This is a genomic window from Streptomyces sp. NPDC026522 (assembly GCF_055567555.1).
This window is the reverse complement of sequence record NZ_JBVHQF010000017.1, coordinates 1-15,244: the sequence shown is the minus strand read 5'-3', so window position 1 is coordinate 15,244 and position 15,244 is coordinate 1. Positions and strand designations below refer to the sequence as shown.

Below are 15,244 nucleotides of genomic sequence, written 5' to 3'. Positions count from 1 at the left end.
GACCTTGTCCTGGACGTAGTCCAGCACGGTGCGGCCATGCGGGACACGGCCGCGGCTAAGCAGCCGCTCCATCACCAACCCGTCGCCGCTCACCGCGCCGCCGGTCGGCCGGCCGACACGGCAAGGCCATGGCTGGGCGCTACGCCGCCGTGACTCTTGGCGTCACCACTGACGCTCCCACGCCGCCCGATTTGATGATCATGAACCTGAGGTCGGCAGTAATAACGGGAGCTGGTCACCGGACCGGTCGACACTTACGAGTGCTGCCCTGAGCACTCCAGCTGTAGATCGTGATCTTGCTGGTCGGGGAGGTGCAGGGGCCTGCGACGCGGCATGTGTCAGGACTTCGGCCCTCGTCCGTCCCGCAGCCTCCCAGCGAACGTCCGCGCGGCGGCCAGGTCCCCGGCGTTCGGCCGCTGCTTGTTGATGCCGCCGACGAACTTGAAGGGCGTCCAGGTGTCGAACGCCCGGCACGTGAAGCTCCCGTCCACCTCGAAGCCCTTGCTCTCGAGGAGCTGGACCAGGCGGCGGGTGAAAGGCGCCGGCGGAATCTCGGGGAGCCCGCTGGTGGCGAACACGAACGCCCGGCCCCGCCCGCTGGGAAGCGCCCTGACGAAGTCGGTCAGGCGGGGGTGGAGCCTGCCGTAGAAGACGCCCGAGCCGAATCCCACGAGGTCGGCCCCGGCCAGCTCCGCCAGGTCGGCCCGCTCGGGCGAGACGACCTTCGCGCCGAGTACCTGGGCCATGCTGTCGGCGACACGACGCGTATTGCCGTGCGACACGGAGGTGCACACGATGACGGCCTTCATCCTCACGATCCCTTCTCTCGCTTTCGTAATGGGGACCACGCGGCGGCGTCAGACGTGACACCACCCGAGGGTGAATGCCTCCCATTTGTCTTCCTAGGGGTCCTAGGTTAAAACTAGGACCCTTAGGAAAGGGGTGGGTGCATGGTGCGGGCAGGGCTGACGGCGGAGCGGGTGACGGTCGCGGGCGCAGAGCTGGCGGACGAGGTCGGGTTCGATCAGGTGACCATGTCGCAGTTGGCGCGGCGGCTGGGCGTGAAGGATGCGAGCCTCTACACACATGTCCGCGGCCTGGTGGATCTGCGCGGGCGGATCGCGCTGCTGGCGGCGGACGAGAAGACCATCCGTATCGCGGAGGCCACCGCCGGGCGGGCGGGCAAGGACGCGCTGGTCGCGTTCGCCAACGCCTGGCGGGAGTACGCCCACACGTATCCGGGCCGCTACACCGCGACCCAGACCCCGATCCCGATCGACCCGGAACTGGCCGCAGGGGCGCCCGGACCGCGGCGCGCCGTCGAGCTGACCTACGGCATGCTGCGCGGCTACGGACTGATCGAGCCCGACCTGACCGACGCGGTCCGGTTGCTGCGCAGCACGTTCCACGGCTTCGTCGCCTTGGAGGCCGCGGGCGGATTCGCGCACGATCGTTCGCCGCAGCAGTCCTGGGTCCGAACCCTCGACGCCCTTCACACCCTCCTGGAGCACTGGCCCCCGTCCCGAGAAGGAGTCCCCGCATGACCGACCCGACCAACGGCAGCCTGCGCGTGAACGGCGCAACCCTGCACTACGCAGTACGCGGCCAGGGCCCCCTCCTGCTGCTGATCCCCGGTGGGACGGGCGGCGCGGCTTCGTTCGACGGCATTGCCGACGACCTGGCCGCCGAATACACCGTCGCGACCTACGACCCCCGCGGCATGTCCCGAAGCACCCTGGACGACCCCGAAGCCGAGCAGAGCGTGGCCGAACACGCCGACGACGCCCTGCGGATACTGGATCTGCTGTCGCCCGATGAACCCGCCCGGGTGTTCGGCTCCAGCTCCGGCGCAATCGCCGCCCTGCACCTGCTCACCGTCAATTCCGAACGCATCGAACGCCTCGTTGCGCACGAGCCGCCGGTCGTGGAAGTCCTGCCGGACGCCCCCGAACACCGCGCGTTCCTCGGACGCGTACAGGCAACGTTGCACACAGAGGGGCTCATGCCGGCGATGGCCGTGTTCGCCGCGGGTCTCAAGAAGGACGGCGACACCTCCGAGCCGAAGGTCCAAACCAGCCCCTCACCGCAGGCAGCGGCGCGGATTGAGCGGACGATGATCAACCTGCCCTACTTCGTCGGGCGCATCGTGCCGAGCTTCATGTCGTACGCCCCGGACACGAGCCGGCTGGAGGCACTGTCGGACCGGCTCGTGCTCGCCTGCGGACAGGACTCGCGCGGCGAGCTGCCCCACCGTTCGGCCGCCTTCCTGGCCGAGCGTCTCAGCATCGAACTCCGGCACTTCCCCGGCGGGCACACCGGCTTGAGCACGCACCCTGCCGAGTTCGGCGAGCGGCTCAGGAAGGCATTCCGAGCCTGAACCCCAAGCGGACTCGCCCGGCGGTCGGCGCCCACCCGAAGGTGGCCACTGGACGCCGCGTCCGCGTACTCCCGTGCCAGGTGCGGAACGCGCCGCGTGTTCCGGAAGCAACGCCGACCTGGGGGTTTCGAGGTGAGCCCAGGGGCACAGGATGATCTTGAGGTTCTTCAGGCGGGACGGGGCGGCCGGCGCGGATCGGACGCGCAGCGGACACAGGTGGTCGCGGCCGGACGGATCTCCAGGCGTTCGGGCGGAATCGCCCCGCCGCAGTCTTCGCACCGTCCGTACTGGCCCTGTTCGAGCCGTTCCAGCGCCCGGTCCAGTTCTTCCAGGTGTTCGCGCGCCCGCGCCAACAGGGTGGCCACGTGGGCCCGCTCGAAGGCGGTGCTGCCTCCCTCGGGGTCGTGCTCGTCGTCCACCGCGACGAGGGCGTTCGCCGCGACGATCCCCTCGAAGTCGCGGCTCAACGCGGCCGCCCGCGCGAGGGTGTCGGCGCGGTCGGCCGCGAGGCGTGCGCGGGCGGTCGCGAAGACGGCCGGGTCGTGCTGGTCACGACCTGCCTCGCTCATGTTCGGGACAGCTCCTTCACCAGGTCGTCGCGGGTCATGTTCGAGCGGCCGGGGACCTGGGCGGCAGCCGCCTTCTTATAGAGGTCTGCTTGCGACAAGCCGCTCAGGTCCTCCTTCGGGGCGGAGCGGATCCGTGCGATGTCGTCGAGTTCCTTCGGCTCGACCTCGTCACCGGTGCGCTCGTTCACCCGCCGGTTGTGGATCCGGTCGGAGGTGCCGCGCTGGCGCTGATGGAAGTGGATCGTGTGGCTGTCGGTGGCCGTATAGCGGCCCACAGGCAGGCTGACCAGCCCGAATGACAGGTTTCCGGGCCGGACGGGACGCGCCACGGCCGCCACCTCCTCCAGTCGCCCCCTCATCCGCCGAACGGGTGGCCTGTGCCACCGAACCTTGATCGTGTCCATCGAAGTCTGGGCATTACGCGGGCCCCCACAAGCTGCATGCGCCCGGCGATCAACCGGCGATCTGTTCCACCATCGCGTCGATGATGTCACCGTCTTCGAGACCCAGCGAGGATGGCGTGTCCGTCGAAGCGATGCGGTCGCCATTGGCGAGGAAGCGGACGGAGTCGAAGTCCTTGCTGGTCTTGGAGCAGTACGCGTCCATCAACTTCTGGAGGGGTGTGGTCAACTTGATCTTGAAGAAGACCTCCCCGTCGTTGCCCCTGACCTTCAGGTTGATGACAACGTCGTCGCTCATGGCCGCACCTCTCTGTACGTTGTCTCCCCGACACTCTGACCAGCGTGCCCAGTCTTCGATGGCAGGAACCGACTGTCCTGTGTCACCGAACCTTGAGCGATTGGCATCGAACTTTGACCACTGGCGTTGCACGCGATCAGGCGGCATTGAGTACGGGTACTCATGACCCCACGCTCCCGCTGGGGCGAAGCTCGCTGGGTGAATACAGAAACGGGCCGCAGGAGTAAGGGCGTGGCGGTGGCCTTGGCTGTCGTCGAGCTGGCAGCCCTTGTTGGGATCTGGCTGTGTTGGGCTTCGTCCTACTGGTCGTGGGACCCTCAACACTACGGCGACCCACCTGGGCCCTACCTGGAGAAAGCTGCGTTCGTCCCGGCTGCCGCCATGGTTTTCGCTGTCGTAGCCGGGATCCGGCGTCTGCGAGCAGTTGCTATCAGCCAGGTGGTACTGGCCATTGCCATCTGTGGAATTCTGCTCGGCGCGAAGGCCCCCGGGGAACACGTTTACGAGTCCTCCTATCAGAAGGCCTGTCGCGCGGGGATGATCTGCGACGGCCCCCCACCCATTCGATAGGCAGTGCACGGGACCAGACGCCACCCCCATCAGGGCGGTCGAAGTTCGGTGGCAATCGCTCAAGGTTCAGTGACACAGGACACCGACTGATCATCAAGCCTTGATGGCAATTCCCTTCTAGAATCGAACATAATCGCGATTCGGGGGTGACCGACGAGCACGCCTTCCGCCACGACCTCCTCCAGCTGCAGGAACGTCTCCACCGTGCCCATGCCGAACACCACGCCTATCTGGCGGGACTGCCCTCGCCGGGCAGCAGGGCAGCAGGGCAGTACGGCTCACCGCTCGGCGAGGAAGGCCCGTCCCGCATTCGTGACCACGAAGCGGTCCTCGTGTTCCCCCTCGGACGCGCATTGCGACGTCGGCCGGCGCCCATGACGCCGGCCTTTTATCGTGCACGCCGCGGACCACCAGCTGCCGCTCGCGGCCGTTGATCTTTCTGGCTATTCGTCCACGGGAATGAGGCGCGTGTCGTGGTCGATCACCGTGCCATGGCTCTTGGCCTGCTGTCGTTCTGCCGGTGTGACGCACAGGGTGTCGCCCTTGAACTTCTCACGCCACACGGCGCGGACAGTGTCGGGGGCGGTGTCCGACCAGTCGCAGTGGAACTGCTGGACGCTGCTCCAGTTCGTGCCGTCGCAGGTCCGCCAGTACAGCCGACGGTTCATGCCGGTGACGGCGTAGTACAGCTTGCCGTGGGCCACGGCGAGGGCGGGCACGTGGTAGCTGTGGTCGCCCCCGATGCGCTCGGGGGTCCTCCAGTTCTGGCCTTCGAGACGGGTCCACATCACCGCGGCGCGGGTGTGGCTGGGGCCGCAGGCCCCGCGGGACGCGTTCGAACGGGCGGCGGGCAGGCGGGAGGTGCCGGGCCGCCGGACTGACTCGACGGACGACTGGTGCTCGCGGTCCGGCCCGCGCTGACCCACCAGCACTTCAGCGAGGAACTACGCGACCGCTCCCGCTCGTCGGGCGCGTCCGGCGTGTCCGGCTCATCCGGATCCGGTGCGTCCGGCGTGCGTGGCCGATCCGGTGCGTTCGGCCCGCGCGCCCGCGCCCGCCCTGCGCGCCCTCGCGCTGCTGTCCGGGCGACCGCCTCCGCCCTCGACGCCGCCCTGCCGGGGCGAGGAGTTCACGGCGGACCCCGACCGGCACGACGACGTCCTGCGCGCCGGGCTCCACCCGACCCACGAGGCCCTCGCCGACTACGCCCGGGACGGCGGCACGCCGGCGACTGGCCGCACTCCACCGTCGGTCTGAACCGGACGGGCCCGTTCGGCCCGGCCGGAGTATCACCGGACTGTCACAGGATCGGGTCGCGGGAACGAACCGGGAACCTCGTACATCTAGCCGGTCAGCGGGGCCTCTGCGGGGCCCCGCCTGACGGAATCGGCAAGAACCGGCCGGGTTGGCCGGGGGTGAGTGGCAAGGCGGGGCAGGAATGAAGGCGGTAGCGGTGGCGGGCGGTTCCCCGGACACTCCGGAGTCTCCGGAGACGGAAGGGACCGAGCTCCCGGGAACGCAGAACACGCCTCCCGAACCCTGGGGCGACACCCCCCGGTTCACGCCGGACTCCACTACAGGGACGGACCCGGATAAGGCGTCGGCTGACGACGCCCGGGACGTGGAGCCGGAGGCCGAGACCGCGGGAGCCGTCGAGATCGGGTCCGCCGAGGCCGCGCCGGCCGGACCGGCGGCGAGGGCAGAGGCCGAGCCGCTGGCTGACGATGCCCGGGACGCCGAGCCCAAGGAGGGTTGGCGGGCTGAACCCGTGGCTGAGGCTGACGCGCCCGAGACCGTACTCGCGGAGGGCAAGCGGGGCGGGACTGTGGCGGAGGTGGTGGAGGCGGACGAAGACGCCGAGGTTGATGCCGTGCGGAAGACCAGGCTCGCGGAGGGCGCGCCGGGCGCACCTGTGGTGACGGCAGAAGCCGAGTCGGACGCCGAGGCGGAACCGGAGGCCGAGGTCGAGGGAGCCGCCGAGACCGGGTCCGCCGAGGCCGCAGGCGGCGAACCGGCGGGGAAGGCAGAGGCTGACAACGCTCGGAACACGGAGCCCGACGAGGGCTCGTGGGATGAACCCGCAGTGCAGGCTGGGCTGGAAGCGGCCGCTGGGACGAATGACGAGGCGGAGGCTGACGATGCCCGGGACGCCGAGCCCCACGAGGGCTCGCGGGGCGAACCCGTGGCTGAGGCTGACGCACCCGCCACCGTACTCGCGGAGGACACGCCGGGCGCAACCCTGGCGACGGCAGAAGCCGAGTCGGAGGCCTCTACGGACGCCGAGACGGAGGCCGGCGAGACCGCGCCCGTGGCTGCGGCGGCACAGCCCGATGCGATTGCCACGGGCGGGGCCGTACCCGGGACGGCGGCCGCGGAGGGGGACGTACCGGCGTCCGGTGCTGAGGCCAACGACGGGGCAGCATCCGCCCCTTCCGCGGCAGCCATCGGCGAGGCCGTACCCGAGACCAAGAGGGCGGCGGCCGCGGACGGGGATGCACCCGCGTCCGAACCTGCGGCTGGCGGGCTTGCATCCGAGGCCCATGCCGAGGGCACCAGCGGGAATGTATCTGCCCCCCGGGCCGCGGCCGCGGACGGGGACGTGACCAAGTCCGACGCGGTAGCCGGCGGCGGGGGCTCGCCCGAGGCTGGGGTTGGCGGCGGGGACGTACGCCTTGCCGCGCCCGAGCCTGCGGTCGGCGCGGGTGGCGCGGGCGCAGTCGACGAGCATGACGAGGCGGCCGAGGAGTCCGCAGAGGCAGCCGGTCCGGACGACGATGCGGGCCGGGAAGACGGGCCGTTGCCGTCCTGGGCTCGGGACGACGAGGCCGACGTCGAGCGGACCAGCCAGTTCGTGGCCCGGACGGCCCTCGACGCCCCGACGGAGAAGGCGCCTTGGCCGCACGTCGCACCGCCGAACCGTACCCCGGGTCGTACCCCGGGCCGGACCTCGGCCACGCCCACCACCCCGCCCGAGATCCCGACCCCGGCCCCGGGGCGGACCCCGGCCCCGGGGCGGACCCCGGCCCCGGGGCGGACCCCGGCCCCGGGGCGGACCCCGGCCCCGGGGCGGACCCCGGCCCCCGCCCCCGCCCCGGCTGCGGCCCCGGGGGTCGGCCCGGCTTCGGCTCGGCCCGGGGGGCCCTTCCGTACGCCGACGGGGACCGTGGACCCGGCCGCGACGCCCGCCGCCCCCGCCCCGGAGGGGCCCGCGCCGTACCCCGTCGTCGAGCGCACCCGCGAGGTGCCGGTCCCGCCGCGGCCCCCGCTGGATCTGCTGGCCGAGCTCACCAACAACCCGCCTCCGCCCGAGACCCCGCGCCGCACCGTCGTCCGGCGCGTGAAGATCTGGACCCCGGTACTCCTGCTCCTCGCCGGAGCCGCCATCGGCGGGCAGCTGCTGCGCCCGCTGCCCGCCCCCCGGATCGTCTCGGCCGGGCAGACGCACACCCTCGACGGACAGTTGTCCGTACCGTGGCCCGCCAAGGGCCAGGGTGCCGTACGCGTCCCCGGCTCCGGCGACATCGGTGCTTTCGGCGAGCAGAAGCCCGTTCCCACCGCCAGCGTCGCCAAGGTCATGACGGCCTACGTCATCCTCAAGAACCACCCGCTCCGCAAGACCGAGGCAGGCCCCCAGATCGAGGTCGACGCGAAGGCCGTCGCGGACGGCACCTCCGAGGACGAGTCCCGGATCGAGGGCTTCGTCGCCGGGGCGAAGTTCAGCCAGCAGGACATGCTGAAGATGCTCATGATCAAGTCGGCCAACAACGTGGCCCGGCTGCTGGCGCGCTGGGACACCGGCACCGATTCCGAGGCGGCGTTCGTCGGGAAGATGAACGCCGCCGCCCGGGAACTCGGCATGCAGAACACCACGTACACCGACCCCAGCGGTCTGGACGCCGGAACCGTCAGCACGGCCGCCGACCAGCTGAAGCTGGCCGAAGCCGTGATGAAGGACGAGGCGTTCCGCGCCGTGGTCGCCCTGCCGAGCGCCGAGATCAAGGGGCTGTCCAAGACGCTCACCAACAACAACACCCTGCTCTCGGTCGACGGCCTCAGCGTCCGCGGCATCAAGACCGGGTCCAGCACCCCCGCGGGCGGCACGCTGATATGGGCGGCGTACAAGTCGGTCGGCGACGAGACCCCGCTGATCCTCGGCACGCTCATGGACCAGCACGCGGACGGCCCGGACCACAACGGGGAGAACAGCCTGAAGCTCGTCCTGGCCAACAGCAAGAAGATCATCGAGTCGGTGCGGCAGGCGCTCGACTCGGCGCCGGTCGTCCGCAAGGGCCAGACGGTCGGCCACGTGGACGACGGCCTCGGCGGCCGTACCCCGCTGGTGGCCACGAAGGACCTGAACGTGATCGGCGTACCGGGTCAGCAGCTGCAGCTTTCCCTGCGGCCGGGTGCGTCCGGGACCCCGCACGCCGCGAAGGCGGGAACCGAGGTCGGCGTCCTGACGGTCGGTACCGGGGAGGGCGCGAAGCACGTCCCCGTGGCGCTCGGAACCCGCCTGGCCGAGCCCTCCTTCACGACCCGGGTCACCCGCCTGCGCTGACCGAAGGGCGCCCGCGAGCCCGATGCCCGGTACGGACGGGAGGGGGCCCTTTCTGGATCTGAGCGTCGGCGGCCAGACGCCCTGCGAAGCATGGGCGGTGTGCTGCTGCGCACCGGGGGGGTGGGTGGCTTGGCTCCTGCCAGCCTTCTCATCCCGGCTTGCCCGAAGGCATGCCCGAGCCTGGAAGGGAGGCGCCGCAAGGCTTGCCGAAGTTGCCGGACAAGCGGTCGCCTACCATTTCGTGGTGGTCTGATCACGGCCGGTCGGGCTGGGGGAGGGGAGGCTACCAATGGCGCTGCTGACTGGGCTGTACTACCCGTACGTGCACCTGCGGGACGACTCGTGGGCGAAGGCTGCGGCTCTGTACTGGCGCAACCTGGCACGCGTGGTGCCGGCCGGCTTCCGTGTGCGAGACCGCGGGGTCGTCAGGGAGCTCAACGAGGGCTCGGACTTCCTCGTCGATACCGATCCACAGGCGGCTGCCGCGGCGGTCGCGCCGATGTTCATCGCGGCTGTCCATGACAACGCCGAGGCGCTGCGTGCCCGATTCGCCGTGCAGGGCCGCCAGTTCACCGAGCGCTCGCAGTCGTCACCTTCCCTTTCCCGAGGCGGCATCTGACCGGTCTCTATCCACGGGAGGTTCCTCACGAGCTCGATGCCGCGCTGCGGGAGGCTGGACTCGCCCGCCACGAATACCGGGTCGGGCCCGAGCAGGCTTCGTGGGTCGTCGTGGATCCAGCACTGGCGTGGGCGTACAAGTGCGCGCTCACCCAGGAGCTGGCACGTCAGACGGCGTTCTCACCGGTTACCGACCAGCTGGCGGCCCACACCGCGACGGGTGACTGGACGCCCGAGCGCATCAGCGAGACGCTGCTGGGACGCGCAGTGCCGAAGGTCGACCGAGAGTCGGCACAGGCCACAGTGGCGATGATGGCCGTGCGCTGCGTCCTTCCGGCCGACTTGCAACACGTCCCGGCCCAGAAGATCTTTCGGCTGCGGACGCAGTACGCCGATGAGTTCGCTGCCTTCATCTCTGCGGTCGAGGCGGCGACAGCTGAGGTGGTTGGGGCCACCGAGCGGGTGACCGACCGGACGGCCTTCGAACTGCACCTTCAGGGAGCGTTCGATGTCCACGTCGCCCGGCCGCTGGAATCCCTGCGCAAGGCGATCAACGGCCTGAAGATGGACACCATCTACAGCACGCTCACGATCAAGCCCGAGGCGACCTTGCCCGGTGTCGGGCTCGGGATGTGGCTCGGCGGGGCCGCCACGGCGGTCGGCACCGGTATCGCCTTCACCGCCCTCGCCGCCCGTCAGGCAGCTGCCCGCGAACGCGACGCCCTGGTGACCTCCTCACCCGGCGGCTACCTGTTGCGCCTGGAGAAGGAGCTGCAGCCCGCGACCGTTCTCCGGCGCGCGAGCCGCGTCGTCGCACGAGCCGCAGGCGTGGGGATCTGAGGGCAGACGGCGGGGGCCAGGTACGGGCCGGCGCCGTGGCAGGGCCGACTACAGGGGGCCCTGCGCTGAGCGGGGACCCACCATCCGCCCGCTCAAGCTCCTCCACAACCGATGCAGCATCCACCGCACGGAAGTAGTCAGTCAGAGCGCCCATTGCTTGCCTCTCGGCTTCCAGTTCGTCGGCAGGTAGTAGAGCAACAACGCCTCTCACCGCACGATCCGCGCTCGGGTCGAGCATGCCTTCGCCCGGATGAAGACCTGGAAGATCCTGCGCGACTGCCGTCTCAAAGGCGATGGCGTGCACCACGCGATGCTCGGCATCGCCCATCTGCACAACCTTGCGCGCCGCGACTGACCGCACCCCGCCCGAAGTACTGTCCGTTCAGGATCCGGCGGGCAGGAGCTGGATCAGGCCGACCCAATTCCCCTCGTCCACCTTCGCCTGGGCGGCGCGGACCCTCCAGCGGCCGGCGGGCAGTGGGACCGACGCCTCGGCGGGCATCCCGCCGTCATCGCCGACCAGGTCCGCATCCGCCGCGACCTGCACCCCTTACGCGACGGCGACGAGACGGTCACCGACCTCAAGATCCTCACCGGCCGCCGCATGGACCTCGTCGCCGACCGCACCCGCACCGTCAACCGGCTGAGGGCCCAGCTGACCGGTATCTTCCCAGGCCTGGAACGAGCCCTGGACCTCACGAACAGGGGCCCGCTGACGCTGCTGATCGGCTACCAGGCCCCTGCTGCCATCCGCCGGCTCGGCGCCAAGCGCCTGGAGACCTGGCTCCGGAACCGCAAGGTTCTGCGCGCCGATCAGCTCGCCGAGACCGCGGTCGAAGCGGCCGAGCGTCAGCACACCAGCCTGCCCGGGGAGAAGCTGACCAGCCAGATGGTGCACACGCTCGCGACGGAGGTGCTGGCCCTCAACGAGCAGGTCGCCGAGCTCGACAAGCTCATCGAGGCCCGGTTTCGCGACCACCGGCACTTCGACGTGATCACCAGCATGCCCGGCCTGGGCAGCATCCTCGGCGCCGAGTTCCTGGCCGCCACCGGTGGCGACATGGCCGTCTTCGGCACCCCCGGCCGCCTCGCCGGCTTCGGCGGAGTCGCACCGGTCCCGCGCGACTCCAGAAAGACCAGCGGCAACCTGCGACGCCCGCAGCGATACAACCGACGGCTCCAGCGCGTGTTCACACCTCCGCCCTGTTCAGCATCCGAAGGTCCGAGGAATCCCGCCGCTTCTACGACCGCAAACGCGCTGAGGGCAAGCGCCACACCCAAGCCGTCCTCGCCCTCGCCCGCCGCCGCGTCAACGTCCTCTGGGCCCTCCTCCGCGACGGACGGTGCTACGAGCTCACGCCACCGACAGCCCTCGCGGCTTGACAGACCGCATTAGGAATCCCTACGAGGCCCAGCCGGTCGCCGTACCGTTCGGCAACTGCCACGAGCCCAGCACCACCAAGGCATGTCCGTGCTCGCGGAGCACGTCAACGACCCCATGGACTTCCCATCGGGCCGCGGCTCTTCATCTGCCGTCGAAGACCGTGCCGACGGGCTGCCATCCGTGGGCCCCGGAAGGGTCGCCGCCGTTGAAGAGCCAGGCGCTCACACTGCCGTTGGGACCGGTCAGGAGGTAGTCGGCGTGGCCGTCCCCGTCGAAGTCGGCCAGCTCCACCTTGGTGTGGTCGCTGGTCACCCCGGTCGCCGTCTGTCCCAGCAGCTGCCAGCCACCGTGGTTGTCGCCACCGCGGTTGAGGTAGGTGCTGACCGAGCCGCCGGAGTTGACGGTCCAGTAGTCGGCCCGTCCGTCACCGTCGTAGTCGGCAAGGTGCACCCGGGCGCGGTCCTTCGTCGTGCCGGTCGCGATCTGGCCGATGTCCCGCCAGCCGGTACTGCCCGCCTGGTCACCGCCCCGGTTGAGGTACGCGTGGACGGCGCCGTTGTCGGCGATGGTGAGGTAGTCGGCCTTGCCGTCCCCGTCGAAGTCGGCCAGGCGGACCTGTTCCGGCCGGTTGGTGGTGCCGCCGGCCGCCTTGCCTATGCTCTGCCAGCCGCCCGCTCCGGCCGGGTCCCCGCCTCGGTTGAGCCATACGTTGACGGCCCCGTCGGGGTTGATGACCCAGTAGTCGGCCCGTCCGTCACCGTCGAAGTCGGCCAGCCGCACTCGGCCGCGGTCACTCGTGGTGCCCGAGGCGACCGCGCCGAGGTCCTTCCAGCCGCCGCCCGGCTTTCCGCCCTGGTTGAGCCAGGCGCGCACTTCGCCGTTGTCAGCGATGGTGAGGTAATCCGAGCGGCCGTCGCCGTCGAAGTCCGCCCACCGTACGGGACCGCTGCCACCGACCTCGTCACCGGCCCGCGGCGCGCGCGGCCGCACGGCCCACCCCTCGTTGACGACCTGCTCCAGAGCGTCGTGGTACGCCAGCGCCATCTTGCGGTAACCGGCGTCGTTGGGATGCAGGTGGTCGGGCAGCTCGGCCGCGACGTCGAGGCGGGGAGGGTCGATGTAACGGAACCGCTCCCCGCGGGCGCGCCGGGCCGCTTCCTGCCCTCGGATGACGGCGTTGAAGTCGCGGGTTTGCTGCTCAAGTCCGGTGGTGTCGGTGAGCAGGCCCTGGACGATGACGGTCACCCCGGGCCGCTTCGCCGAGATCCGGTCGATGAGGGTGTTCAACTTGGCGGCGGCCAGCAGCGGGTCGGTGTGATCGTTCTTGAGGTCGTTGATGCCGAGGTGGAGCAGGACCACATCGGGGTCCGCCGAGGTCTGCCACCGGTCTATGTTGGGCAGGACCCCTTCGATGGTCCAGCCGCTGTGACCCTCGTTGTCGGCGTCCTGAACGGCCCCGAAGGACTCGGAGCCGACGAAATCCGGGGTGTAACGCGACTGGCCGGCCAGCAGCTCCCACAGCGGAGCGCGATAGCCGGCCCCGCTCGAACTGCCCACCCCGGCGGTGATCGAATCACCGAGCGGCATGATCCGCACCAGAGGCGGCGGGGCGGGCAGTGGGGCGGCCGCGGCGTCGGTGCCGGCGAGGCCCGTGAGGCTGAACGCGGCCAGCAGAGTGATGGCGGGTGCGGTGGTGCGATATATCAAGGGAGAGACCTTTGCACGGATGCCGCGTCGTCGCCCGGGCGCAGTGAGCCCGGGCGGCGACGCGGCGGAAAGGGATGACGCCGAGGGAGTGTCAGACGCCGCCGTACGCGACCTTGCCGATGTTGGTCCAGCCGTTGGCGCCGGCCTTGTCGCCGCCGTTCCAGCCGTACACGGTGGCACCGCCGTTGGCGTCGGCGAGGACGTAGTCGGCGTGGGTGTCGCCGGTGAAGTCGACGAACTGCACCTTGGTGTGGTCGGTGGTCAGCCCGGTGGCGATCTGACCCATGACCAGCCAGCCGTTGCTGGGCACGACGTCGCCGCCGCGGTTGACGTAGAGGTCGACCTTCCCGTCGGCCTTGACCACGTAGTAGTCGGCCTTGCCGTCGCCGTCGTTGTCGGCGAACCGTACGCGGTTGCGGTCGGTGGTGGACCCCGTCGTCACACGGCCGATGGCCTGCCACGGGGCCACCTGGTCACCGCCTCGGTTGAGGTAGACGTCGACGGCTCCGGTGTCGTTGAAGACGAGGTAGTCCGTGCGACCGTCACCGTCCCAGTCGGCGAAACGGACCTTGCTCGCGTCCGTGGTGACGCCGCTCGCGACCTGACCGAGGGCCTGCCACGGCGCGACCTTGTCACCACCGCGGTTGAGCCACACGTTCACGGAGCCATTGGCGTTGATGACGATGTAGTCGGCCTTGCCGTCGCCGTCGAAGTCGGCCAGGCGCACTCGGGAGCGGTCGGTGGTCGTACCGGAAGCGACCTGCCCGATTGCTTCCCAGCCGTTCGCGCCGGCGGGGTCACCACCGTGGTTGAGCCACACCGACACGGCGCCGTTGTCGGCGATGGTGATGTAGTCGGGCTTGCGGTCGCCGTCGAAGTCCGCCCAGCGCACCTTGCCGCTGCCACCGGCTTCGTTCACCGCGGCGGACCGCCGCGGTTCGATGGTCTGCGCGATCCACTGGGTGAGGTCGGCGGTGCGGGCGGCGACGGCGCCGGTGCGGGTCTCCGTGGTAGGCATGCCGAGGCAGCCGCCCTGCCAGGACCGGCTGTTGACGCCGACCAGCTCACCGGCGGCGTTGAACAGCGGACCGCCGGTGTCGCCCTTGCAGATGGCGTCGGTGCCCTTGCCGGTGATGGCGAGGGTGGTGGCGTCGGCGGAGTTGACGGTGAAGGCGCCGGTGTGGAGCTTCCCGGGCACCCACTCGGTCTTCGTCCGCCCGAACCCGGCCGCGGTGAGGCCGGAGCCGGCCGCGGGGGCGGTCGGCGTGGTCTTCGCGACGACCGCACCGCGGGCCGGCAGCACCAGGCGGCCCAGGACCAGGTCCCGGTCGGCGCGCGGGGCGAGTTCGGTGACCTCTCGTGTCTCCCCGTTGGCGAGGGTGACGGTGGCCTTCAAGGCGGGCTTGCCGGCCGGAACCGGCTGGCCGGGGGTAGCGGCGAAGCAGCTGGCGGCAGTGGCCACCCACCACTCGTCGACGAGCGTCGCGGTGCAACCGCGGCTGTTGGCCTCGTCGCCGATGGTCAGCTTGACGACGGAGGCGTACTGGCCGGCGGTGGCTTCGGGCCCGGTGACGGCCTGTGCGGTGTTGGCGGTGATGAGACCGGCGGACACCGCGGTGGCGGTGACGAGCAAGCCGGTCATCCGCGCGTGGCGCGGACGCGGAGCAGACATGGATATCCCTTGAGCAAGAGTTCGACGCGCGGTCGCAGGACGGCGCGGAAACGAAATGGAGTGATGTGGTTTCGGCGACCGAAGCTCGGCTTCGGCGCTGAGCCCTGTGATTGCCGTTCAGGCTTCCCTCGGGGGATGCCTCGGCGGACCCAGACCCTGCGCCGTCGCGCACTCGCTGCCTCATGCATACGGTCGTGGAGGTACTCGACCGTGAGGGGTTGCAGAAGGCATGCGGTGAGCCGATCAGTCC

General features: G+C 70.4%; 14 protein-coding genes and 2 pseudogenes. 9 read left to right on the top strand and 7 right to left on the bottom strand.

Features of this window, described 5'->3' with window-relative positions; genetic code table 11:
• Positions 1-338: 338 nt before the first annotated feature.
• Positions 339-809: a flavodoxin family protein gene (locus ACZ4M3_RS32865; RefSeq protein WP_467739134.1), complete on the bottom strand. Its 471-nt coding sequence runs from the start codon at positions 807-809 to the stop codon at positions 339-341.
• A 141-nt stretch (positions 810-950) separates the two neighbouring features.
• Here ACZ4M3_RS32865 and ACZ4M3_RS32860 point away from each other — a divergent pair, with 141 nt between their 5' ends.
• Positions 951-1,544 carry a TetR/AcrR family transcriptional regulator gene (locus ACZ4M3_RS32860; RefSeq protein WP_467738898.1) on the top strand — a complete coding sequence of 198 codons (594 nt, stop codon included), beginning with the start codon at positions 951-953 and terminating at the stop codon, positions 1,542-1,544.
• Positions 1,541-2,377 carry an alpha/beta fold hydrolase gene (locus ACZ4M3_RS32855; protein ID WP_467738896.1) on the top strand — a complete coding sequence of 279 codons (837 nt, stop codon included), beginning with the start codon at positions 1,541-1,543 and terminating at the stop codon, positions 2,375-2,377. Before ACZ4M3_RS32860 ends, ACZ4M3_RS32855 begins: the two co-directional genes overlap by 4 nt.
• 167 nt (positions 2,378-2,544) lie before the next feature.
• Here the strand turns inward: ACZ4M3_RS32855 and ACZ4M3_RS32850 are convergent, their stop codons facing one another.
• The 3 genes from ACZ4M3_RS32850 to ACZ4M3_RS32840 all read right to left on the bottom strand — a co-directional run bounded on the left by ACZ4M3_RS32850 (position 2,545) and on the right by ACZ4M3_RS32840 (position 3,645).
• Entirely contained in the window at positions 2,545-2,946 is a 402-nt protein-coding gene (locus ACZ4M3_RS32850; RefSeq protein WP_467738894.1) for a TraR/DksA family transcriptional regulator, read from the bottom strand.
• Positions 2,943-3,275 carry a Ku protein gene (locus tag ACZ4M3_RS32845; RefSeq protein ID WP_467738892.1) on the bottom strand — a complete coding sequence of 111 codons (333 nt, stop codon included), beginning with the start codon at positions 3,273-3,275 and terminating at the stop codon, positions 2,943-2,945. The genes ACZ4M3_RS32850 and ACZ4M3_RS32845 overlap by 4 nt, the downstream gene beginning before the upstream one ends.
• 124 nt (positions 3,276-3,399) lie before the next feature.
• The gene (locus ACZ4M3_RS32840; RefSeq protein ID WP_467738890.1) at positions 3,400-3,645 is read right to left on the bottom strand and encodes a small ubiquitin-related modifier; all 246 of its coding nucleotides are present in this window, start codon (positions 3,643-3,645) and stop codon (positions 3,400-3,402) included.
• A gap of 162 nt (positions 3,646-3,807) precedes the next feature.
• Between ACZ4M3_RS32840 and ACZ4M3_RS32835 the strand changes: the two genes are divergently transcribed.
• The gene (locus ACZ4M3_RS32835; RefSeq protein ID WP_467738888.1) at positions 3,808-4,215 is read left to right on the top strand and encodes a DUF6234 family protein; all 408 of its coding nucleotides are present in this window, start codon (positions 3,808-3,810) and stop codon (positions 4,213-4,215) included.
• A gap of 443 nt (positions 4,216-4,658) precedes the next feature.
• Here the strand turns inward: ACZ4M3_RS32835 and ACZ4M3_RS32830 are convergent, their stop codons facing one another.
• Positions 4,659-5,141: a hypothetical protein gene (locus tag ACZ4M3_RS32830; protein WP_467738886.1), complete on the bottom strand. Its 483-nt coding sequence runs from the start codon at positions 5,139-5,141 to the stop codon at positions 4,659-4,661.
• A 91-nt stretch (positions 5,142-5,232) separates the two neighbouring features.
• Here ACZ4M3_RS32830 and ACZ4M3_RS32825 point away from each other — a divergent pair, with 91 nt between their 5' ends.
• The 6 genes and pseudogenes from ACZ4M3_RS32825 to ACZ4M3_RS32800 all read left to right on the top strand — a co-directional run.
• Positions 5,233-5,472: a hypothetical protein gene (locus ACZ4M3_RS32825; protein ID WP_467738885.1), complete on the top strand. Its 240-nt coding sequence runs from the start codon at positions 5,233-5,235 to the stop codon at positions 5,470-5,472.
• A 1,342-nt stretch (positions 5,473-6,814) separates the two neighbouring features.
• Positions 6,815-8,773, top strand: a complete 1,959-nt coding sequence (locus ACZ4M3_RS32820; protein ID WP_467738883.1) for a D-alanyl-D-alanine carboxypeptidase family protein — start codon at positions 6,815-6,817, stop codon at positions 8,771-8,773.
• 289 nt (positions 8,774-9,062) lie between these two features.
• Positions 9,063-9,392: a hypothetical protein gene (locus tag ACZ4M3_RS32815; protein WP_467738881.1), complete on the top strand. Its 330-nt coding sequence runs from the start codon at positions 9,063-9,065 to the stop codon at positions 9,390-9,392.
• A complete protein-coding gene (locus tag ACZ4M3_RS32810) occupies positions 9,320-10,231 on the top strand; it encodes a DUF6236 family protein (RefSeq protein ID WP_467739132.1) in 912 nt (303 codons plus the stop codon). Before ACZ4M3_RS32815 ends, ACZ4M3_RS32810 begins: the two co-directional genes overlap by 73 nt.
• Before the next feature lie 196 nt (positions 10,232-10,427).
• Positions 10,428-10,586: pseudogene (locus ACZ4M3_RS32805) on the top strand (transposase); the annotation flags it as partial.
• Positions 10,587-10,736: 150 nt separating this feature from the next.
• A pseudogene (locus ACZ4M3_RS32800) lies at positions 10,737-11,614 on the top strand (IS110 family RNA-guided transposase); the annotation flags it as partial.
• Between the two features lie 142 nt (positions 11,615-11,756).
• Here the strand turns inward: ACZ4M3_RS32800 and ACZ4M3_RS32795 are convergent.
• Both ACZ4M3_RS32795 and ACZ4M3_RS32790 read right to left on the bottom strand, forming a co-directional pair.
• Positions 11,757-13,322 carry an FG-GAP-like repeat-containing protein gene (locus tag ACZ4M3_RS32795; RefSeq protein WP_467738879.1) on the bottom strand — a complete coding sequence of 522 codons (1,566 nt, stop codon included), beginning with the start codon at positions 13,320-13,322 and terminating at the stop codon, positions 11,757-11,759.
• A 91-nt stretch (positions 13,323-13,413) separates the two neighbouring features.
• Positions 13,414-14,994: an FG-GAP-like repeat-containing protein gene (locus ACZ4M3_RS32790; protein WP_467738877.1), complete on the bottom strand. Its 1,581-nt coding sequence runs from the start codon at positions 14,992-14,994 to the stop codon at positions 13,414-13,416.
• Between the last annotated feature and the right edge of the window lie 250 nt (positions 14,995-15,244).